The following is a 21,362-nucleotide window of genomic DNA, read 5'->3' as shown; positions in this document are numbered from 1 at the left end:
GGAGATATCGCGATGGAAAAGCCCTATACCGGCGGCTGCGCCTGCGGCGCCATCCGCTATTCGATCGAAGGGGAGCCCCTCTTCAGCAATCACTGCCAGTGCCGGGACTGCCAGCGGGAAAGCGGCAGCGGCCATGGCTCGTACGCGACCTTCGCGCGCGCAGGTGTCACGCTGACGGGCGATGCGAGGCGCTGGGACATGGTCGCCGACAGCGGCAAGGTGAAGACGCGCGGCTTCTGCACACAATGCGGCGTGGCCGTCTACATGACCTTCGCCGCGCAGCCGGACGTCTTCACGATCCGCGCGGCAAGCCTCGACGAGCCCGCCCGCTATAAGCCGCAGGCGGTGACCTTCGCCGCTCGCGGCCACGAGTGGGACCCTCTCGACGCTGGCCTGATGAAATTCGAGGGCATGCCGCCGGGGTGAGCACGCACTCCGTCATTGCGAGGAGCGAAGCGACGAAGCAATCCAGAAAACCTGCGCCAAACGATTCTGGATTGCTTTGCTTCGCTCGCAATGACGATGTGGGAGCTTTTGAGCGGTGCGACTAACTATGGAACTTCAACCCGTCGACGATCTTGTCGATCACCTTGCGCTCGGCGCGCATGGCGATGCCGACGAGATTGAGATCCGTGCGTGCAACCGCCCTCACCGCCTCGCGATTGGCGGCATCATGCGTCGTCTTGAACATGTCCTCGGTGTAGACAGCCGCCTCGACGTTGCGGGTGAGCGCGCGGTCCAGCGCGCGCGACAATGCAGGACCATCGGCGCCGTAGATCAGAATCGGCTGGCCGATCAGCGCATGATACTTGGTGCCCGAGGCGTCCTCATAGGCTTCGCCGATGCATTCCGGAAAGGCCGCGGCGATGCCGCTGGTGAGGAAGGACGCGACGTTGAGCTTTTGCCAGGCTTGAAGATCGGTACGGATCACGACCGCGATCTTGGTGTCGAACTGCATGTGTTCCCTCGATTGTCATTCCGGGGCGCGCCACTTGGCGCGAGCCCGGAATCCATCCATCCACCTGCTCTGTAGCACGATGGATTCTGGGCTCGATGCTACGCATCGCCCCGGAATGACGGCAAGAAAAAATCAACACTCGACGAAATCAACGCTCGAGGAAATCACCCCACCAAGAGAAATCAGCCCTTCGCGTCGCAGGCCCAGGCGCGGATCACGCACTCCTTGCCGCCGTATTTGTAGCATTCGCGCGTAGCGGCATTGAGCGAGGCCGAGATCTTCGGCTTGACGGCGTAGCCATAGGCGCCGCACGGATTCGTCATATCGACCGACATCGCGGCGCAGGCGCGCTTCATCGTCACGGTGGTGCAATCGCCCTTGCATTGCTTCTGGGCCGCCGCACGCGCCTCGTGCTCGTGGCCATAGTCAAAGGCCTGGCCGTAGGCGCCGCACTTGCCGACTGCAAACGCGCCGGCCGCGTGCGCATCCGTGATGTGGCGAGCCCCGGCGACGCAAACGGAGAGCGCAAAGAAAAACATCGCGCAACGGCGCGCGACGACGTTCGAAGCCATGGAAAAACCCCTCCCCCCAAGGCAGGTCGGGGCAACTCTAAGCGGCGGTCGTTTCCAGATGGTGAATGAGGCGTTGAAATCGGGAGGCTTGGGAGGCGCCGTAGGGTGGGCAAAGCGCAGCGTGCCCACGAATTGTCGATCGCAATGACGAGACGGTGGGCACGGCGCGGCGCGCCTTTGCCCACCCTACGGCACCCTCATCCGCGTCTTGCCGCTTCCAATGCCTGCGGGGTGTCGATGTCGAGGAAGGCGCTCTCGCCGTCCACCGGCACCTCGGCGACGGCCTCGGTGTGCTTGGCGATCAAATGCCGCGCGCCGATGTCGCCGTCGAGCGTCATCAGCTCCTTGAAGAAGCGCCGCGACCACAGCACGGGGTTGCCGCGACGGCCCTCGCTGACGGGCACGACGATGAGGTTGCCGCGGTCTGGTGCGAAACTGTCGATGAGCCGGTCGATCAGGCCGGCGTCGATCAGCGGCATGTCGCCGAGACACACCACGGCGCCGTCGCAGGTCTCGGGCACGGCCGCGATCCCGGCCTTCACAGAACTTGCGATGCCGCCGGCGAAGTCAGGATTGCGGACGAACTTCACCTTCAGGCCTTGCAGCGCCTGCTCGACCAGCTCGGCCTGATGGCCGGTGACGACGATCACTTCGGATGCCTTGGAGGCCAGCGCCTGCTCGGTCGCGAGGCGCACCAGCTTCTTGCCGTCGAGCTCGGCGAGCAGCTTGTTCGGCCCGCCCATCCGGGTCGAGCGGCCCGCCGCGAGCACGATCGCCGCGACCTCGCTGTTGCCCTCGGTCTCCGGCTTGGCGCGCGGCTGCGGCCGCGTCACGATCTCCATCAGGAGGCCGCCGACGCCCATGCCCATCAGCTCGGACCGCGTCACCTCGATGCCGGCGAGAAGCCGCATCAAGACCCAGTCAAAACCGTTCTCGACCGGTGAGCGCGCGCAGCCCGGCGCGCCCAGCACCGGCACGTCGCCGGCGCGGGCGATCAGCAAGAGATTGCCGGGGTCGACCGGCATGCCGAAATGCTCGATCTCGCCGCCGATCCCGGTGACGGCTGCCGGAATGACGTCGCGGCGATCGGCAATCGCGGATGCGCCGAACACAATCACGAGCTCGGCGCCGAGCCCAAGCAATTCCTTGATCGCGGCCGACAGCGCCTGCTCCTCGTGCGGGACCCGGCGCTCGGCGATGATGCCAGCGCCGGCCGGGGCCAGCCGTTCGGCGGTGACGCGCAGCGTCTTGTCGATCACCTTGGAGGACAGGCCCGGCAGCAGCGTCGAGACCACGCCGACGCGCTTGATCACGTAAGGCGCGACCTTCAACACGTCCTTGCCCGCCGCCTTCACCGCGGCATCGCGCAAACTCGCTTCGACGCCGAACGGGATGATCTTGACGGTGCCGACCATCTCGCCCTCGACCACCGGCTTGTAGGCGGCGAGCGTCGCAAAGGTGATGGCTTCGTCGATGTTGTTGATACGGTCGACCGCGGCGCGGTCGATCACCAGCACGCCCGCTCGCGCGGCGAACAGATTGGCGCGGCCGGTGAAAGCGCGCTCGACATGGATGCCCTCGCCGCCGATGGCGAGCGCGATGCTGGCGGCCGCAACGTCTTCGGAGACGTCGCCCGCCTCCATGCGCACCACGACGATGTCCTTGATGCCGGCGCGCTCCAGCGCCTCGACTTCGGCAGGCCCGATCGTCGTGCCCTTCTTCAGCACCAGCGATCCCTGGCGCAGGGTGTGGACGGTCACCCCACCGATCGCATCCCTCGGGCTCGCCGGGCCGAACTTCATGCCGCTTCTTCTTTTTCCTTGGAAGGCAGCCGAAGCACCGCCGTGATCTCGGCCATGATCGCCACCGCGATCTCGGATGGCGAGACCGCACCGATCGCTAGCCCAATGGGCGCGTGGATGCGCGCAATGTCGCTTTCCTTGGCGCCCTGCGCCCGCAGCCGGTCACCACGCTTGGCATGCGTCTTCCGCGAGCCGAGCGCGCCGATATAGAAGCAGTTGCGCTCGAAGGCGTGCAGCAGCGCGGGGTCGTCGATCTTGGGATCGTGAGTCACCGCGACGAACGCCGTGTAGGCATCGACGTTGAGCGGCGGCAGCGCCGCGTCAGGCCATTCGGCGATCAGCGGAATGTCCGGAAAGCGCTCCGGGCTCGCGAAGGCCGTGCGTGGATCGACCACGGTGACGTCATAACCGAGCGAGCGCGCCAGCGGCGCCAGCGCCTGGCTGATATGGACCGCGCCGACGATGACGAGCTTTGCCGTCGGGGCGTAGACGTTGAGGAACAGCTTCTTGCCGCCAGCCTCGACACTGGCGCTCTTGCCCATGCGAAGCTGCTTGTCCAGCTCGGCGCGCAGCGGATCCCTGGCGAAATCCTGCGCCTTCACCAGGCGCTGCTCGCCGCTCTCGGTGTCCGTCACCAGGATGACTGGCCGGCGCGCCGCGCGCTCGGCATTGAGTTCGTGCAGGATATCGAGCTTCACGGCTAGCCGACCTTCTCGACGAAGACGCGGATGGTGCCGCCGCAGGACAGCCCGACATTCCAGGCGGTCTCGTCGGCGACGCCGAACTCCAGCATCTTCGGTTTGCCGCTCTGGATCACATCCATGGCTTCGGTGACCACGGCGCCCTCGACGCAGCCGCCGGACACGGAGCCCAGAAAGGTGCCCTCGTCGTTGATGACGAGGCTGGAGCCCGCCGGGCGCGGCGCCGAGCCCCAGGTCTCCACAACCGTCGCCAGCGCGACGCCACGGCCGGCCTTCTGCCAGTCCTCCGCCGCCTTCAGGATGTCCTCGTCGCGATCGAGCATGGCTGGCCTCTCAAGCTGCGGAGCGGATCAGGCTGCGGTGATGCGGGGGCAGCGGCTGGGAGAGCGTGGTGATCAGCTCCTGGATCGAACTCAAATTATGTACCGGGCGGAATTCGTCAACGTGGGGGAGCATCATTTTGATGCCCTGCGCCTTGGCCTCGAAGCCGCCGAACCGCAACAGCGGGTTCAGCCAGATCAGCCGCCGGCAGGACCTGTGCAGCCGGTCCATCTCGAAGGCGAGCCTGGAATCGGCCTCCCGTTCCAGCCCGTCGGAGATCAGGAGCACGATGGCGCCCTGGCTCAGCACCCGCCGCGCCCACAATTTGTTGAAGTTATGCAGCGAGGCCGAGATGCGGGTACCGCCAGCCCAGTCCTCTACCGACGCCGAGCAGCTCGCCAGCGCCTCGTCCGGATCGCGTTGGCGCAGCGCGCGGCTGACATTGGTGAGGCGCGTGCCGAACAGGAACACCGAGACCCGCTTGCGGGCATCCGTGATGGCGTGCAGGAAGTGCAGGAACAGGCGGGTGTATTCGCTCATCGAGCCCGAGATGTCGAGCAGCGCCACGATCGGCGCCGGCTTCTCGATCCGCCCGAGGCGACGGATGTCGATGATGTCGCCGCCGGTGCGCAAAGATGCGCGCAGCGTGCGCCGCAGGTCGAGGCGCAGGCCGCGGGGATCGGGCCGTTGCCGGCGCGTCAAGAGCTCGGCCTGCGGCAGATGCATCCGCTCGACGGCACGGAGCGCCTCGGCGATCTCCGCCGCGCTCATCTGCGCAAAATCCTTCTTCTGCAGGATCTCCTTGTCGGAAACCGACAGGCGCAAATCCTGCTCCTGGTGCTGCGGCGTCTCGGTCATGCGCGGCTGTGACATCGCCTCCTGGACGCGGCGGGCGCCGGCTTTCGGCTTCTTCTTGGCCTCCTCCGGCAGCGGCACCGAGTCCAGCATGTGCTTCCACTCTTCCGAGGCACGGAAGAACAGGTTGAAGGCCTGCTTGAAGATCAGCGCATGCTCGTGACGCTTGACGAAGATCGCCTCCAGCGTGGTGAAGACGTCGGATCGGTTGCCGATGTCGATCACCTGCAGCGCGCTCATGGCATCGATGACTGCGCCCGGCCCGACCGGCATGCCGGCGGCACGCAGCGCGCGGGCGAAGCCGACGATGTTGTCGGCGAATTGCTCGGTCTGTTCGGGGGCAAGGTGGTTGATGGCCATGGTCTATCCTCGCTCCGTCATTCCGGGGCGCGCCACTTGGCGCGAGCCCGGAATCCATCCACCGACTCTGCGGCCCAATGGATTCCGGGCTCGCGCTACGCGCGCCGGAATGACGAACTCAATCTGACGCGAGATCAATTCTCGCTCGTCGCGTCCTTCAGCACCTTCTGCAGCGTCTCGCCCTGCATGCGGGTGATGTCGTCCTGGTACTTGAGCAGCGCGCCCAGCGTGTCGCCGACCACTTGCGGGGTCAGCGAGCGGGCATCGAGCTCGGACAGGGCGGTGGCCCAATCGATGGTCTCGGCGACGCCCGGCGACTTGTAGAAGTCCTGGTTGCGCAGCGCCTGCACGAAGCGCACGACCTGCTGCGACAGCTTGGCCGAGATGCCGGGCACGCGCGTCTTGACGATCGCGAGCTCACGCTCGGCGGCGGGATAGTCGACCCAGTGATAGAGGCAGCGCCGCTTCAGCGCGTCGTGAATCTCGCGGGTGCGGTTGGAGGTGATGATGACGATCGGCGGGTGCGGTGCCTTCACCGTGCCGAATTCGGGGATGGTCACCTGGAAGTCACTGAGGATCTCGAGCAGGTACGCCTCGAACGCCTCGTCGGCGCGGTCGAGCTCGTCGATCAGCAGCACCGGCGGGCCGGCGACATCGGGCTCCAGCGCCTGGAGCAGCGGCCGCTTGATCATGTAGCGATCGGCGAAGATGTCGCTCGACAGCTGATCGCGATCGGTGTCGCCGGCGGCTTCCGCCATCCGGATCGCGATCATCTGCGCGGCGCTGTTCCACTCGTAGACCGCCGAGGAGACGTCGAGGCCTTCATAGCACTGCAGGCGGATCAGCTTCCGCCCCAGCGCCGCCGAGAGCACTTTGGCGATCTCGGTCTTGCCGACGCCGGCCTCGCCTTCCAGGAACAGCGGCCGGCCCATGCGCAGCGACAGATACGTCACCGTCGCCAGCGAGCGCTCGGCCAGATAGCCGCGCGACGTCAGGAGTTCGAGCATCGCATCGACCGATGCCGGCAAAGCACCGGAAGAAGTGGCCGCTGAAGTCATGAAAAAGCCAGTCTCGCTACGCCCTCACCGGGACAGGTCTGGATCGAGGAATGAGGCCAGCTCATTCCTTGGCATTGGCGGCGTCGACGGCGCGGCGCGTCAGCACGCCGATGAGATGCGCGCGGTATTCGGCGCTGCCGTGGATGTCGCTGTTGAGGCCTTCCGCCGGTACCGCGATGCCCTCCAGCGCCTTCGAGGCGAAGCGCTTCTTCAGGGCCTCCTCGAATGCGGTGACGCGGAACACGCCTTCGGAGCCCGCACCGGTGACGGCAACGCGCACATCCGACGGACGCCGCGCCACGAACACGCCGACCAGCGCATAGCGCGAGGCCTGGTTGCGGAACTTGACGTAGGCGGCCTTCTTCGGCAGCGGAAACATCACCTTGGTGATGATCTCGTCCGCTTCGAGCGCGGTCGTGAACAGGCCCTGGAAGAACTCTTCCGCCTTGAGGCGACGCTTGTTGGTGACGATGGTGGCGCCGAGCGCGAGCACCGCGGCGGGATAGTCGGCCGTCGGATCGTTGTTGGCGAGCGAGCCGCCGATCGTGCCCCTGTGGCGCACGGCGGGATCGCCGATTCCGCCGGCGAGATTCGCCAGCGCCGGGATCGCCTCACCGACGATGGCGGAGGTCGCGACCTCGGCGTGCTTGGCGGTGGCGCCGATCACCAGCGAGCGGCCCTTCATCTCGATCGTGTTGAGCCCCTCGATGTGGGAGAGGTCGACCAGATGCGGGGGGCTCGCGAGGCGCTGCTTCATGACGGGAAGCAGCGTGTGACCGCCGGCGATCACCTTGGCGTCCTCGTTCTTCACCAGGAGGTTGGCCGCCTGGCGCACGGTGCCGGGGCGATGATACTTGAATTCGTACATTTGAATGTCCTGATCGCGGGGTGCGCGTTACGCGAGATCGGATTTCGCCATCGCCTTGGCGCCGGCGGAGATCGACGCCACGATGTTCTGGTAGCCCGTGCAGCGGCAGAGATTGCCTTCGAGCTCCTCGCGAATGGTGTGGTCGTCGAGCTCGTGACCCTTGCGGTGCACGATGTCGATCGCGGTCATGATCATGCCGGGCGTGCAGAAGCCGCACTGCAGGCCGTGGTGCTCGCGGAAGGCCTCCTGCATCGGATGCAGCGGCGCGCCATCGGCAGCGAGCCCCTCGATCGTCTTGACCTCGTGACCGTCCGCCATCACCGCAAGCGTGGTGCAGGACTTCACGGCCTTGCCGTCGAGATGCACGACACAGGCGCCGCACTGCGAGGTGTCGCAGCCGACATGGGTGCCCGTCAGCCGCAGATTCTCGCGCAGGAATTGCACCAGAAGCGTGCGGGGATCGACGTTGGCCGTCACAGGATTGCCGTTCACGATGAGGGAGATTTTTGCCATAAGCACTCTCTATCAGCGCCCCAACGGGTCCCGTCGAAGCGGTTCTTATAATTATTCCAACCCATCATATGGGCCATTATGCCCCGGGGCAACATCGCCCAGGGCGCAAGGCGCCATGCCGAAGGCGCTATGCTAAAGGTATTGGACCTTCAGCCCTGCACCGCCTTGGCGAAGTTCGCGAAAAACTCGTCGGCCAGCTTCTTGGCGGCGCCGTTGATAAGGCGTTGGCCGAGCTGCGCCAACTTGCCGCCGATCTGCGCCTCGACATCGTAAGAGAGCAGCGTGCCGCCGTCCTTCTCGGCGAGCCTGACCGCCGCGCCGCCTTTGGCGAATCCGGCCACCCCGCCCTCGCCCTCGCCGGAAATCTTGTAGCCGTTCGGCGGGTCGAGATCGGACAGCGTGACCTTGCCCTTGAAGCGCGCCGACACCGGCCCGACCTTCATTTTCGCCGTCGCGCGGAAGCCGCCGTCGTCGGTCTTCTCCAGCTCCTCGCAGCCGGGGATGCACGCCTTCAGCACCTCGGGATCGTTGAGCTTGGCCCACACGGCCTCGCGCGGCGCCGCAAGCTGGACTTCGCCGTTCATCGTCATGGCCATGAGGGTGCCTCCCGGATCGCGCAACTATAGTGCTGATCAAGTAACGCAGCGACGCGGCAAAGAAAAGGCCGGCGCCCGGTCACGTGCAATGCATATTCGCAACTGCAAAATGACGTGTGCGGGCGGTGGGGGATTGGCAGGGCCGGGCCATGATGATTAGGTCGCGCGCAACATGAGCACATCCATCTCCCCCCTGCTCGCACCGATGCTGTCGAGCGCCGCCATGCGCGCGATCTGCGACGACCGGTCGACCCTGCAGAACATGCTCGATTTCGAGGCAGCCCTGGCACGCGCCGAGGCCGCCACGGCGGTGATTCCGGCATCCGCCGTCGGACCGATCGAGGCGGCGTGCAAGGCCGATGGCTTCGACCTCGCCGCACTGGCCGAGGCCGCGACGCGATCGGGCAATCTCGCGATTCCCCTGGTCAAGATGCTGACCGCCAATGTCGGCAAGAATGACGCGGAGGCCGCGCGCTACGTGCATTGGGGCGCGACCAGCCAGGACGTCATCGACACCGCGACCATGCTGACCCTGCGCGCCGGCATCGCGGCATTGGACGCCGACCTCAGCCGCGCCATCAAGGGCTTTGCCGCGCTGGCGCGCAGCCATCGCAACACCGCGATGGTGGCGCGGACCTGGCTCCAGCACGCGCTGCCGATGCCATTCGGGCTGAAGGCCGCCGAATACGCCTCGAGCCTTGCCCGCGCCCGCTGCCGCCTGCGGCGGCTCTCCCGCGAGGGCCTCGCCCTGCAATTCGGCGGCGCCGCCGGCACGCTCGCTGCGCTCGGCGACAAGGGGCTCGCGGTGGCCGAACGGCTGGCACAGGAGCTGAACCTGCCGCTGCCCGAGGCGCCCTGGCATACCCATCGCGACCGCATCGCCGAGGCTGCATCCTGCTTTGCCATTCTCGCCGGCAGCTGCGGCAAGATCGCGCGCGACGTCTCGCTGCTGATGCAGACCGACGTCGCCGAAGCGTTCGAGCCGGCCGGCGAAGGCCGCGGCGGCTCCTCGACCATGCCGCACAAGCGCAACCCGGTCGCCGCCGCAAGCGCGCTGGGCGCCGCCACCATGGCCCCGCAGCTCGCCGCGACGATCTTCGCCGCCCAGGTGCAGGACCACGAACGCAGCGCCGGCCCCTGGCACGCGGAATGGCCGACGCTGCCGCAATTGATGCTGGTCACCTCCGGCGCGTTGGCTGCCGTCGTCGACATCGCCGAGGGTCTCGAGGTCGATGCGGCCCGCATGCGCAGCAATCTCGATGCGACGCACGGGCTGATCATGGCGGAGGCCGTGACCTTCGCGCTCGCCGAAGCCATCGGCAAGAGCGACGCACATCATCTCGTCGAGGCCGCGAGCAAGCGCGCCGTCGCCGAGAAGAAGCATCTGCGCGAGGTGCTGTCGGCCGATTCGCAAGTCACCGCGCACCTGACGCCGGAAAAAATTGCGGCATTGTTCGAGCCGATGGCCTATCAAGGGGCGTCACAGGCGCTGATCGACCGCCTGCTCGATAACCTCGATCAAGACTAATTGTTTGAGCATGATCTTGTCGGAAGACCGCTCCACACTTTTCCGGATCATGCTCCAGAACGGAGACGCCGCATGCCCATGATCGATGCCGACGGATGCCTCCTCAACGTCTCCGTCGAAGGCCGCGACGGCGGGCCGACCTTGATGCTGTCGAACTCGCTCGGCTGCACGCTGCAGATGTGGGAGCCGCAGATGAAGGCGCTGACGCAGGTGTTCCGCGTCATCCGCTACGACCGCCGCGGCCACGGCAAGTCGAACGTTCCGCCCGGCCCCTACACGATGGAGCGCTTCGGCCGCGACGTGCTCGCGATCCTCGACGATCTCAACATCGAGAAGGTGCACTGGTGCGGCCTGTCGATGGGCGGCATGGTCGGGCAATGGCTCGGCGCCAACGCGCCCGAAAGGTTCGGCAAGCTCATCCTCGCCAACACCTCCTGCTATTATGCCGAGCCGACCCGATGGCTGGAACGGATCGAGGCGGTGAAAAAAGGCGGCATCGCCGCGGTCGCGGACGCCGTGATCGCGGGCTGGCTCACCCAGGATTTCCGCGAGCGCGAGCCTGCGATCACCGCAAAGATGAAAGCGATGCTGCTGGCGTCACCCGTTGAAGGCTATCTCGCCTGCTGCGAGGCGCTGTCGACGCTGGACCAGCGCGCGCTGCTGCCGAAGATCAAGAGCCCGACGCTGGTGATCGCCGGCCGCCACGACGCGGCGACGCCGATCTCGGCGGCCGAATTGATCCGCTCCAACATTCCCGGCGCCAGCATGACCATCATCGACGCCGCGCACATTTCGAACGTCGAGCAGCCGCATGCGTTCACGGATGCGGTGGTGGGGTTCCTGACGCAGCGCTGATCTCACAACTCGTCATTGCGAGCGCAGCGAAGCAATCCAGACTGCGGCCGCGGAAAGATCCTGGATTGCTTCGCTGCGCTCGCAATGACGAAGGAGGAAACAATGGACGACCAGAAGCGCCGCGATGCCGGCATGAACGTGCGCCGCAAGGTGCTGGGCAATGCCTGGGTCGACAAGTCGATCGCGAACCGCAATGCGTTCAACACCGACTTCCAGGACCTGATCACCCGCTACGCCTGGGGCGAGATCTGGACGCGGCCGCATTTCGACGAGCGCACGCGGCGCGTGCTTGTGATCGGCACCATGGTCGCGCTCGGGCAATGGGACGAATTCCGCCTGCACGTGCGTGCGGCGCTCGCCGAGGGCGGCTTCACGCCCGACGACATCAAGGAGATCCTGCTGCAGCAGGCGATCTATTGCGGCGTGCCAGCGGCGAACCACGCCGTCAAGGAAGCCTCAGCGATTGTGCAGGAGCTCGGCCTGCTCAAGACCTAAAGGCTGAAGATTCGGCGGCGCGGCGGCCTCGGCCGTTTTCGGCGCAGCCGCCGGCTTCTCGATCACGACCACGATGGCCGCACCGAGCAAGAGCAGAAGCTCGGTGGCGTGCAGCCGAAGCGCGGCCAACTCGCCGACCTTGGAGGCCATCACCATGCTGGCAAAGGAGATCAGGCTGCCGATCGCCAGCGCAATCCCGAGCGCCTCGTCACTGCCGCCGCCCTTGCGGGTTCGGGGAATGCAGAGCAGCACGAGATAGATCGCGAAGAACGCCACCACGGTCAGCCGTCCGAGCGCCAGCAGCCAGGCGGCACGCACCGTGTCCATGCCCGCCATCTGCAGGTGGTCGCTCAGATACAGCGCCACCGCGACGCTCGGCCGCTCGTAAAGGCCGTGCACGGGCGCAACAATGATGTTGAAGGCGACGAGGCTCCAGACGGGAATGAAATAGGCCGCCAGCAGGGCGCCGTTGACCGAGCCGATCCGCCAATTCCTGAACATGCCGCTTCCCGCTTGGTTTGCCGCGCCTTCGATGGAAGGCGGCGGCCATGCCGGAGCTAACTCGCATCAGACTGTGGCGGCAATTTAAACCCTTTGTTTACCTTAACTGCCTGCTCCCGTGGCGTCATTCGGGTGCGCAGCCCCAGACCCGGAATCTCGAGATTCCCGGTTCGGCTCTTCGAGCCGCCCCGGATGACTCGTCAATAAGGAAAAGGCCCCGCCTCTCGGCAGGGCCTCACCCTCTTTAGTTCTGGGCTCCCAAACTACTTGTCCTGCTGACCCTGCTGGCCCGGGCGATCACCCTGGCGCATCGGATCGTTCTGCTGCTGCTGTCCGGGTTTCTGACCGCCGCCCTGCTGCTGCCCGGGGCGCTGCTGGCCGGGGTTCTGGTTCTGCTGACCCGGATTCTGGTTCTGCTGCTTCGTCATTCGGGGAAACTCCCTTGTTGGACGTCAGAGGGAAGACAACGGCCGTCATCCACTTTAGTTGCCCCGGGAACCCGGTTCCTCGCAGCTGCGAGGAACCCAGCGGCAAAATGATCTCTGTACAAGCCTTAAGGCGGAGACCGGGCCAGTTGCAGCCGCCAGTTCCCTCCTGTTACAAAACCATGTGAACGCTCAAGGGCTGCCGGGGCCCAAGAACTCTCTGCAAGAGCTCCCTTTGAGCCGCGTCAAGTTTGGGTACGGCAGCTTATGGATTATTTCGCCCAGCAGCTCATCAACGGCCTCGTGCTCGGCTCCATCTACGGCCTGATTGCGATCGGCTACACGATGGTCTACGGCATCGTCGGCATGATCAACTTCGCCCATGGCGACGTCTTCATGATCGGCGGCTTCATCGCCCTCATCACCTTCCTGATCCTGATCTCGCTCGGCCTCACGGCCATCCCCGTGATCCTGCTCGTGGTGCTGCTGGTGTCGATGGCAATCACCGCGCTCTATGGCTGGACCATCGAGCGCATCGCCTACCGGCCGCTGCGCCATTCCTTCCGCCTCGCCCCGATGCTGTCGGCCATCGGCATGTCGTTCGTGCTGACGAATTATTCGCAAGTGGCGCAAGGCGCCCGCGTCAAGCCGATCCCGCCCTTCATCACCGGCGGCTATACGCTGCACGAGAGCCAGGACGGCTTCGTGATCCAGCTCTCCAACATCCAGATCATGGTGGTCCTCACCACCATCGTGCTGCTGGCGATCTTCACCTGGCTGGTGTCGCGCACCCGGCTCGGGCGCGACATGCGCGCCTGCGAGCAGGATCAGACCATGGCGGCGCTGCTCGGCGTCGACGTCGACCGCACCATCTCCATGACCTTCGTGATCGGCGCCGCCCTCGCCGCCGTCGCGGGCCTGATGTACCTCCTGTATTACGGCCTGGTCGACTTCTTCATGGGCTTCGTCGCCGGCATCAAGGCCTTCACTGCCGCCGTGCTCGGCGGCATCGGCTCGCTGCCCGGCGCCATGCTCGGCGGGCTCGCGATCGGCCTGATCGAGACGTTCTGGTCGGCCTATTTCTCGGTCGAGTACAAGGACGTCGCGGCGTTCTCGATCCTGATCGTCGTGCTGATCTTCATGCCGACCGGCCTGCTCGGCCGTCCCGAAGTCGAAAAAGTCTGACGCGCGTGACAGCTCCCTCGACCCACACGACCAAACCTGCAACGGGCCTCCCCGCCCTCCTCAAGACCGCCTTCATCAACGCAGTGATCGCGCTGGTGCTGTTCTCGCTGATGGTCGGCATCCGCACCGAGGCGGGCTCCGACGGCCAGCTCACTTACTGGACGCGATTCGGCGAGCTAGCCTCCCTCGTTGCCGCCGTGTTTGGCGGCTCGATTGTGATCGATCTGCTCAGGCAATGGATCGGCCCGGCCGGCACCGAGAAGCTGGTGCCGCCAGCGGTGCAGAAGGGCATGTCGCTGGTCGGCCGCTACCTTGCACCCGCGCTGCTGATCTTCACGCTGCTGGTGCCCGTCATCTTCTATAACCAGCGCTACATCCTCGACCTCGCCATTCTCGTGCTCACCTATGTGATGCTGGGCTGGGGCCTCAATGTCGTGGTCGGGCTCGCCGGCCTGCTCGATCTCGGCTACGTCGCGTTCTATGCGGTCGGCGCCTATTCCTACGCGCTGCTCGCCACCAATTTCGGCTGGTCGTTCTGGATCTGCCTGCCGCTCGCCGGCATCCTCGCCGCATTCTGGGGCGTGCTGCTCGGCTTTCCCGTGCTGCGCCTGCGCGGCGACTATCTCGCCATCGTCACGCTCGCCTTCGGCGAGATCATCCGCCTCGTCCTGATCAACTGGCAGAGTCTGACCGGCGGACCGAACGGCGTATCCGGTATTCCACGTCCGACCCTGTTCGGCATTCCGCTGAGCAACACCGACGATGGGCTGGCCGCCATGCTCCGCATCGAGTATTCGCCGACCCACCGTATCGTCTTCCTGTTCTATCTGATCCTGGCACTGGCGCTGCTCACCAACTGGGCGACGATCCGCCTGCGCCGGCTGCCGATCGGGCGCGCCTGGGAAGCCCTGCGCGAGGACGAGGTCGCCTGCCGCGCGCTCGGCATCAATACCACGACGACCAAGCTCACGGCGTTCGCGACCGGCGCCATGTTCGGCGGCTTTGCCGGCGCCTTCTTCGCCACCCGCCAGGGCTTCATCAGCCCGGAATCCTTCACCTTCCAGGAATCGGCGCTGGTGCTCGCCATCGTCGTGCTTGGCGGCATGGGCTCGCAGCTCGGCGTCGCGCTCGCGGCGCTGGCGATGATCGGCGGGTTCGAGCTGTTCCGCGGCCTCGAGACCTATCGCATGCTGGTGTTCGGCTGGGCGATGGTGCTGATCATGATCTGGCGACCACGCGGCCTGGTCGGCCATCGCGCGCCGACCGTCTATCTGAAGAAGTCGCAGGCCATCTCCTCCGACCTCGTCAAGGAGGGCCACGGATGAGCGGCGAGCGTATCCTCCACGTCGATCAGCTCACCATGCGCTTCGGCGGCATCGTCGCCGTGCAGGATCTGTCGTTCGCGGCGGAGCGGCGCAAGATTACGGCGCTGATCGGACCGAACGGTGCCGGCAAGACCACCGTGTTCAACTGCATCACCGGCTTCTACAAGCCGACCGGCGGCGCCATCCGCCTCACCCACGATGACGGCCGGGAAATCGCGCTCGAGCGGCTCAACGACTTCCGTATCGCCAAGCAGGCCAAGGTCGCGCGCACCTTCCAGAATATCCGCCTGTTTCCCGGGATGACCGTGCTCGAAAACCTGATGGTGGCGCAGCACAACATGCTGATGCGCGCCTCGGGCTTCACCTTGCTCGGCCTCGTCGGCGTGCCCGCTTATCGCGACGCCGAAAAGCGCGCGATCGATCTCGCCACCGACTGGCTGAGGCGAGTCAGCCTGCTCGACCGCGCCGACGATGCGGCCGGCAATCTCGCCTATGGCGATCAGCGCCGCCTCGAGATCGCGCGCGCGATGTGCACCGAACCTGCACTCCTGTGCCTTGACGAGCCGGCTGCAGGCCTCAACGCGCGAGAGAGCGCCGCGTTGAACGAGCTCCTGCTTTCGATCCGCAACGACCTTGGAACGTCGATCCTCCTGATCGAGCATGACATGTCGGTCGTGATGGAGATCTCCGACCACATCGTGGTGATGGATCACGGCGTGAAGATCGCACAAGGCACGCCGCGCGAGGTGCGCGACGATCCCAAGGTGATCGCCGCCTATCTCGGCGCCGACGAGGAAGAGGCCATGGCCGTCATGGAGAGCGGATCGTGACGGCGGCATCCCCCCTGCTCGCGATCCGGGGCCTGCGCGCGGCCTACGGCAAGATCGAGGCCTTGAAGGGCGTCGACGTCGAGATCAATTCCGGCGAGATCGTCGCGCTGATCGGCGCCAACGGCGCCGGCAAGTCGACGCTGATGATGACGATCTTCGGCAAGCCGCGCGCCCGCGCCGGGCAGATCCTGTACGAGGGCAAGGACATCACGGCCGTCCCGACCCACGAGATCGCCCATTTGCGCATCGCGCAGTCGCCCGAAGGCCGCCGCATCTTCCCGCGCATGAGCGTCGCCGAGAACCTCCAGATGGGGGCCGACGTCACCGAGAGTACGCCGGCGGAACGGGAGAGCACGCTCGAGCGCGTGTTCGCCTTGTTTCCCCGCCTGAAGGAGCGTTTCGCCCAGCGCGGCGGAACCCTGTCCGGCGGCGAGCAGCAGATGCTGGCGATCGGCCGCGCGTTGATGAGCCGCCCTCGCCTGCTCCTGCTCGATGAACCCTCGCTCGGGCTCGCCCCGCTCATCGCGCGGCAGATTTTCGACGCCATCCGCACACTGAACCGGCAGGACGGCCTGACCGTGCTGATCGTCGAGCAGAACGCCAACCATGCCCTCAAGCTCGCCCACCGCGGCTATGTCATGGTCAATGGCCTGATCACGCTGGCCGGCAGCGGCGCCGAATTGCTGCAGCGCCCCGAGATCCGCGCCGCATATCTGGAAGGCGGCCGGCACTGACCGGCGCCGCCCTGCGCGAGAATGCGGCTAGATATCTTGACCTATGCCCGTATTTTGCCGGTGACTTCTCCTCGAATTCATTCAAGAATGGCGCCGGTTTGAACCGGGCATGCCCGGCAACTTCCACAGGCGACCACCCGCGAGGTATCTCATGAAATCACTGAAGCTCATCGGTCTAGCATTCGGCGCATCGCTCGCGCTGTCGAGCGCGGCATTCGCGCAGGATGTCACCGTCGCAGTCGCAGGCCCGATGACCGGCGGCGAGTCCGCCTTCGGCCGCCAGATGAAGAACGGCGCCGAGATGGCCATCGCCGACATCAACGCCGCCGGTGGCGTCAACGGCAAGAAGCTCGCGCTCAACGCCGAGGACGACGCCTGCGATCCGAAACAGGCCCGCTCGGTGGCGGAAAAGATCGCCGGCGCCAAGATCCCGTTCGTCGCCGGCCATTTCTGCTCGTCGTCTTCGATCCCGGCCTCCGAAGCCTATGCGGACGGCAACGTCCTGCAAATCACTCCGGCTTCGACCAACCCGCTCTTCACCGAGCGCAAGCTGTGGAACGTGGCGCGGGTGTGCGGCCGCGACGACCAGCAGGGCCTGATCGCCGCGCAATACATCGCCAAGAACTACAAGGGCAAGAACATCGCCATCCTCAACGACAAGACCACCTACGGCAAGGGGCTTGCGGACGAGACCAAGAAGGCGCTCAACAAGGCCGGCATCACCGAGAAGCTCTACGAGAGCTACAACAAGGGCGACAAGGACTTCAACGCGATCGTCTCGCGCCTGAAGAAGGAGAATGTCGAGCTCGTCTATGTCGGCGGTTACCATCAGGAAGCCGGCCTCATCCTGCGCCAGATGCGCGATCAGGGCCTGAAGACGGTGCTGATGTCGGGCGACGCGCTCGCCGACAAGGAGTACGCCTCCATCACCGGTCCCGCCGGCGAAGGCACGCTGTTCACCTTCGGTCCCGATCCGCGCAACAAGCCGACCGCGAAGAAGATCGTCGAGGCGTTCAAGGCCAAGGGCATCGATCCGGAAGGCTATACGCTCTATACCTACGCTGCGCTGCAGGTCTGGACGCAGGCGGTCAAGAAGGCCGGCACCACCGACGCCAAGAAGGTCATGGAGACCATCAAGGCCGGCAAGTGGGACACGGTGCTCGGCCCGATCGAAATTGACGCCAAGGGCGACCTCAAGCAGATCGACTATGTCGTCTACAAGTGGGACGCCAAGGGCAATTACGCCGAGCTCGGCGCCAAGGGTTCTTGATCAAGGGTTCCTGATCAAGGATGCTCTTCGGGGATCCCGATCAGCGATCCCCCGAAGGCTCTGCCATCGCGACCGCGCCCCGGCTTGCCGGGGCGTTCTTTTGCCCGGTCAGACCGCGGCCGAGATCTCGCCGCCCGCCGCGGCCCGGGCCTTGCGTAGCGCTTGCAGCAGATCGTTCGGCCGAAACGGCTTTTGCAGGCAGGCGACGTTGGCGAGGTGAGGCGATTGGTCCATGAAATCGAGCGCCGTCATCCCGGATACCGCAATCACGGGCAGCGCCGGCGCGCGCTCGCGCAGGGCCGTGATGACATCGACACCATTGGTGTCGCCGAGGAAGATGTCGACGATCGCCGCGTCAAAGGGGCTTTCCGCAAAGGCCTTGAGCCCAGCCGCGCCGCTTTCGGCCTCCACGACCTCGAAACGATTGACCCGAAGCACGATCGCGATCATCGCACGGACGTCCTTCTGGTCGTCGATGATGAGCACGCGTGGCATCGGAGCAACTCCCGATCTCGAAACCAAAATCGCCTGTTTCAAACCTGGAACCCGCCGCAGCGGATGGGCATTATGACCCCGCCCCGTAAAGCGCACCTTACTGATCCCTGTTCCGCGCATCCACCGAAATTAGGTAAGCTGTAACCCTCGGTTGAGTCGCAAACCGGTTCCGTCATGACCCGCGCCCAAAACCCGCTACGATGAACGGATTGCCGGCGAATGAGACTAGCGGAGATGCTCAAACCCGACCTGCTCACCACCGAGGCGCGCGAACTGGACGTGCCTGCGACGATCGACCGAACCACCTTTCTGTCGACCCTGCCGGCCACCTCGACCGACCGCACTGCAGCATTGACGATTGTCGGTGTGTCCTCCCTGCTGTTCGCCGCGGCCGTGCCCTTCGCCGGTACCCCGCTCCTGCCGGTCCCCGCCTTCGTCGCCAGCTATCAATCCGCGCTGGCCGTGAGCGACATCGTCACGGCCGTGCTGCTGCTGTCGCAATTTGCGATTCTGCGAACCCGCGCGCTGCTGTGGCTCGCGAGCGGCTATCTCTTCACCGCCGCGGCGGCGCTGGTACATGCCCTCACCTTCCCCGGCCTGTTCACGCCGACCGGCCTCCTGGGCGCGGGCCGGCAGACCACGGTCTGGCTCTACATGATCTGGCACGCCGGCTTTCCGCTCTGCGTGATGGCATATGCCTGGCTGAAGGAAAAAGACGGTGGGCCCCGGGTCCGCGGCGCAGCAAGCAACGCGATTTATGGCAGCGTGCTCTGCGTCATCGCCGCGATGGCCGTCTTCGCCTGGATCGTCACCGCGCAGCACGATCTGTTGCCGGTCCTGCTGAGCGAGGGCCGCTACACGGCGACCATGATCGGAGTCGTGTCCTTCGTGTGGTCGCTGAGCTTTGCCGCGCTGGTCTCGCTCTGGTTCCGCAGGCCGCATACGGTGATCGATATCTGGCTCATGGTGGTCATGTGCGCCTGGCTGTTCGACATCGCACTGTCGGCGATCGTCAACGTCGCGCGCTTCGATCTCGGCTTCTATGCCGGCCGGCTCTACGGCCTCGCCGCGGCGACCTTCGTGCTCGCGGTGCTTCTGATCGAAAATGTCCGCCTGCAGGCGCGTACGGTGGGCCTCGTCGGAAGGCTGCGCCAGCAATCGGCCTCGGAACGCGACTATTTCGGCAAGCGCCTCGCGCTGTACGGCGCAGTGGTCGAATCGTCCAATGACGCGATCATCACCAAGTCGCTCGACGGCATCATCACCGGCTGGAACAAGGCCGCCGAACATCTGTTCGGCTACTCCGCCGCCGAGGCCGTCGGCAAGCCGATCGACATCATCGTGCCGCCGGACCGCAAGAGCGAAGTCAGAAGCATCCTCAACCGGATCGCCAGCAACGAGTCGATCGCCCAGCACGAGACAGTCCGAACTCGGAAAGACGGCCGCCCGCTCGACGTCGTCCTGAACATCTCACCGCTGCGGACCGACGATGGAGAAATCATCGGCGCTTCCAAGATCGCCCATGACATCACCGAAGAAAAGCAGGCCAGAGAGAAGCTGCGCCGCGAGACCGAGGAACGCCAGCGCATCTTCGAGACATCGCAGGACCTGATCCTGGTCACCGACGGCTACGGCAATTTCGTCCAGGTCAGCCCGAGCGTGCAGAACATTCTCGGCTACAGCCCCGAGGACATGGTCGGGCACAGCGCGATCGAGTTCATCCATCCCGACGATCTCGAGAAGACGCGGAGCGAGATGCGCGCAGCCCGTCGCGGCGCGGTCAAGCGCAGCTTCGAGGCGCGCTATTACCATTACGACGGTCACGAGGTCTCGCTGAACTGGATGGGCACGTGGTCCGAGCCGGTAAAGCGCCACTTCTTCATCGGCCGCGACCTCACCGACAAGCAGGCCGCGGAAGCCCAGCTCCGGCAGGTTCAGAAAATGGACTCGATCGGCCAGCTGACTGGCGGTGTCGCCCACGACTTCAACAACGTGCTGACCGTGATCACGGGTACGATCGGCATTCTCAGCGACGCGGTCGCCGACCGGCCCGAGCTTGCCGCCATCACCAAGCTGATCGACGACGCCGCCGAGCGCGGCGCGCAGCTGACCAAGCATCTGCTCGCCTTTGCCCGCAAGCAGCCGCTCCAGCCGCGCGAGATCGACGTCAACGCACTGGTGCTCGAAGCCGCCAAGCTGCTGCATCCGACGCTCGGCGAGCAGATCAGCATCATGCCGCAGCTCACCGAGGATGCCTGGCCGACGCTGGTCGACCCGGGCCAGCTCTCCACCGCGATCCTCAATCTCGCGCTGAACGCGCGCGACGCCATGCCCGAGGGCGGCACCCTCGTGCTGGAGACCCGCAACATCTTCCTCGACGACGGCTATGCCAGCATGAATCCCGACGTCGTCGCCGGCAATTACGTGATGATCGCCGTCAGCGACACCGGCAGCGGAATTCCTGCCGAGCTGATCGACCGGGTGTTCGATCCCTTCTTCACCACCAAGGAGGTCGGCAAGGGTACCGGCCTCGGCCTCAGCATGGTGTTCGGCTTCGTCAAGCAATCGGGCGGCCACATCAAGATCTACAGCGAGGAAGGCCACGGCACGAGCGTGAAGATCTACCTGCCGCGCTCCACCGGGGTGCAGGAGACCGAGTTCGAGGCGCTCCAGAATGCGCCCATCACCGGCGGCAACGAGAAGATCCTGATCGTCGAGGACGATGCGCTGGTGCGGCAGTATGTGGTGACGCAGGTCAAAAGCCTCGGCTATACCGCGCTCGAGGCCGCCAACGGCGCCGAGGCGCTCAATATCATCGACAGCGACGAGACCATCGACCTGCTGTTCACCGACATCATCATGCCCGGCAACATGAACGGCCGCCAGCTGGCCGACGAAGCGCACAAGCGCCGCCCAGATTTGAAGACGCTGTTCACCTCGGGCTACACCGAAAACGCCATCGTCCATCACGGCCGGCTCGATTCCGGCGTGTTGCTGCTGGCCAAGCCCTACCGCAAGTCCGAACTCGCCAAGATGCTGAGGACCGCGCTCGCCTGTTGAGCCTGCGGCATTGCTGCGCTATCGCAGATCGTGAATTGCTCTCGACGACGAGGCC

Annotated in this window: 23 protein-coding genes; 10 read left to right on the top strand and 13 right to left on the bottom strand. The window is 65.4% G+C overall.

Going from position 1 to position 21,362, the window contains the following annotated elements:
• Positions 1-12 precede the first annotated feature (12 nt).
• A complete protein-coding gene (locus XI05_RS27435) occupies positions 13-426 on the top strand; it encodes a GFA family protein (RefSeq protein WP_271507595.1) in 414 nt (137 codons plus the stop codon).
• A gap of 121 nt (positions 427-547) precedes the next feature.
• On the opposite strand, the gene XI05_RS27430 is transcribed toward XI05_RS27435, so the two are convergent.
• The 10 genes from XI05_RS27430 to XI05_RS27385 form a co-directional block, all read right to left on the bottom strand.
• Entirely contained in the window at positions 548-958 is a 411-nt protein-coding gene (locus XI05_RS27430) for a DUF2000 family protein (RefSeq protein WP_271507593.1), read from the bottom strand.
• Positions 959-1,140: 182 nt separating this feature from the next.
• Positions 1,141-1,530 (bottom strand): DUF4189 domain-containing protein, encoded by a 390-nt coding sequence (locus XI05_RS27425; protein WP_260371338.1) that lies wholly within the window; start codon positions 1,528-1,530, stop codon positions 1,141-1,143.
• Between the two features lie 197 nt (positions 1,531-1,727).
• Positions 1,728-3,332 carry a molybdopterin-binding/glycosyltransferase family 2 protein gene (locus tag XI05_RS27420; protein ID WP_271507591.1) on the bottom strand — a complete coding sequence of 535 codons (1,605 nt, stop codon included), beginning with the start codon at positions 3,330-3,332 and terminating at the stop codon, positions 1,728-1,730.
• Positions 3,329-4,030, bottom strand: a complete 702-nt coding sequence (locus tag XI05_RS27415; RefSeq protein WP_271507590.1) for an XdhC family protein — start codon at positions 4,028-4,030, stop codon at positions 3,329-3,331. Before XI05_RS27415 ends, XI05_RS27420 begins: the two co-directional genes overlap by 4 nt.
• Before the next feature lie 2 nt (positions 4,031-4,032).
• Positions 4,033-4,356: an XdhC family protein gene (locus XI05_RS27410; RefSeq protein ID WP_025037240.1), complete on the bottom strand. Its 324-nt coding sequence runs from the start codon at positions 4,354-4,356 to the stop codon at positions 4,033-4,035.
• Between the two features lie 10 nt (positions 4,357-4,366).
• Entirely contained in the window at positions 4,367-5,569 is a 1,203-nt protein-coding gene (locus XI05_RS27405) for a vWA domain-containing protein (protein WP_271507588.1), read from the bottom strand.
• A gap of 134 nt (positions 5,570-5,703) precedes the next feature.
• Positions 5,704-6,627 carry an AAA family ATPase gene (locus XI05_RS27400; protein WP_260379842.1) on the bottom strand — a complete coding sequence of 308 codons (924 nt, stop codon included), beginning with the start codon at positions 6,625-6,627 and terminating at the stop codon, positions 5,704-5,706.
• Positions 6,628-6,688: 61 nt separating this feature from the next.
• Positions 6,689-7,495, bottom strand: coding sequence for an FAD binding domain-containing protein (locus tag XI05_RS27395; RefSeq protein WP_172783006.1), 807 nt, complete (start codon positions 7,493-7,495; stop codon positions 6,689-6,691).
• A 27-nt stretch (positions 7,496-7,522) separates the two neighbouring features.
• Positions 7,523-8,008: a (2Fe-2S)-binding protein gene (locus XI05_RS27390; protein WP_014494194.1), complete on the bottom strand. Its 486-nt coding sequence runs from the start codon at positions 8,006-8,008 to the stop codon at positions 7,523-7,525.
• 149 nt (positions 8,009-8,157) lie between these two features.
• Complete coding sequence (locus XI05_RS27385) at positions 8,158-8,604, bottom strand: SRPBCC family protein (RefSeq protein WP_271507586.1); 447 nt, start codon at positions 8,602-8,604, stop codon at positions 8,158-8,160.
• A gap of 172 nt (positions 8,605-8,776) precedes the next feature.
• Between XI05_RS27385 and XI05_RS27380 the strand changes: the two genes are divergently transcribed.
• The 3 genes from XI05_RS27380 to XI05_RS27370 all read left to right on the top strand — a co-directional run bounded on the left by XI05_RS27380 (position 8,777) and on the right by XI05_RS27370 (position 11,482).
• A complete protein-coding gene (locus XI05_RS27380) occupies positions 8,777-10,132 on the top strand; it encodes a 3-carboxy-cis,cis-muconate cycloisomerase (protein WP_271507584.1) in 1,356 nt (451 codons plus the stop codon).
• Between the two features lie 72 nt (positions 10,133-10,204).
• Entirely contained in the window at positions 10,205-10,987 is a 783-nt protein-coding gene (gene pcaD / locus XI05_RS27375) for a 3-oxoadipate enol-lactonase (protein WP_271507582.1), read from the top strand.
• A 102-nt stretch (positions 10,988-11,089) separates the two neighbouring features.
• Entirely contained in the window at positions 11,090-11,482 is a 393-nt protein-coding gene (locus XI05_RS27370) for a carboxymuconolactone decarboxylase family protein (protein WP_024340834.1), read from the top strand.
• Here XI05_RS27370 and XI05_RS27365 read toward each other — a convergent pair.
• Both XI05_RS27365 and XI05_RS27360 read right to left on the bottom strand, forming a co-directional pair.
• Complete coding sequence (locus tag XI05_RS27365) at positions 11,444-11,983, bottom strand: hypothetical protein (RefSeq protein WP_172783003.1); 540 nt, start codon at positions 11,981-11,983, stop codon at positions 11,444-11,446. The two genes, XI05_RS27370 and XI05_RS27365, sit on opposite strands and share 39 nt — an antisense overlap.
• 263 nt (positions 11,984-12,246) lie before the next feature.
• Positions 12,247-12,411, bottom strand: coding sequence for a hypothetical protein (locus XI05_RS27360; protein WP_172783002.1), 165 nt, complete (start codon positions 12,409-12,411; stop codon positions 12,247-12,249).
• 264 nt (positions 12,412-12,675) lie between these two features.
• Here XI05_RS27360 and XI05_RS27355 point away from each other — a divergent pair, with 264 nt between their 5' ends.
• From XI05_RS27355 to XI05_RS27335, 5 genes are all read left to right on the top strand, one after another.
• On the top strand, positions 12,676-13,593 hold the full coding sequence (locus XI05_RS27355; protein WP_271507579.1) for an ABC transporter permease subunit: 918 nt from the start codon (positions 12,676-12,678) through the stop codon (positions 13,591-13,593).
• A gap of 5 nt (positions 13,594-13,598) precedes the next feature.
• Positions 13,599-14,918 (top strand): high-affinity branched-chain amino acid ABC transporter permease LivM, encoded by a 1,320-nt coding sequence (gene livM, locus XI05_RS27350; protein WP_271507576.1) that lies wholly within the window; start codon positions 13,599-13,601, stop codon positions 14,916-14,918.
• Positions 14,915-15,748 carry an ABC transporter ATP-binding protein gene (locus XI05_RS27345; protein WP_271507575.1) on the top strand — a complete coding sequence of 278 codons (834 nt, stop codon included), beginning with the start codon at positions 14,915-14,917 and terminating at the stop codon, positions 15,746-15,748. The genes livM and XI05_RS27345 overlap by 4 nt, the downstream gene beginning before the upstream one ends.
• Positions 15,745-16,482, top strand: coding sequence for an ABC transporter ATP-binding protein (locus XI05_RS27340; protein WP_271507572.1), 738 nt, complete (start codon positions 15,745-15,747; stop codon positions 16,480-16,482). Before XI05_RS27345 ends, XI05_RS27340 begins: the two co-directional genes overlap by 4 nt.
• A 151-nt stretch (positions 16,483-16,633) precedes the next feature.
• Positions 16,634-17,752, top strand: a complete 1,119-nt coding sequence (locus XI05_RS27335; protein ID WP_172782997.1) for a branched-chain amino acid ABC transporter substrate-binding protein — start codon at positions 16,634-16,636, stop codon at positions 17,750-17,752.
• A 108-nt stretch (positions 17,753-17,860) separates the two neighbouring features.
• On the opposite strand, the gene XI05_RS27330 is transcribed toward XI05_RS27335, so the two are convergent.
• Complete coding sequence (locus tag XI05_RS27330) at positions 17,861-18,247, bottom strand: response regulator (protein ID WP_271507569.1); 387 nt, start codon at positions 18,245-18,247, stop codon at positions 17,861-17,863.
• Positions 18,248-18,481: 234 nt separating this feature from the next.
• Between XI05_RS27330 and XI05_RS27325 the strand changes: the two genes are divergently transcribed.
• A complete protein-coding gene (locus XI05_RS27325; protein ID WP_271507566.1) occupies positions 18,482-21,307 on the top strand; it encodes a PAS domain S-box protein in 2,826 nt (941 codons plus the stop codon).
• The last annotated feature ends 55 nt before the right edge of the window (positions 21,308-21,362 follow it).

Origin of the sequence: Bradyrhizobium sp. CCBAU 11357, assembly GCF_028128865.1 — a bacterium.
GTDB lineage: Bacteria > Pseudomonadota > Alphaproteobacteria > Rhizobiales > Xanthobacteraceae > Bradyrhizobium.
This window is presented reverse-complemented; position numbering and strand designations above follow the sequence as displayed.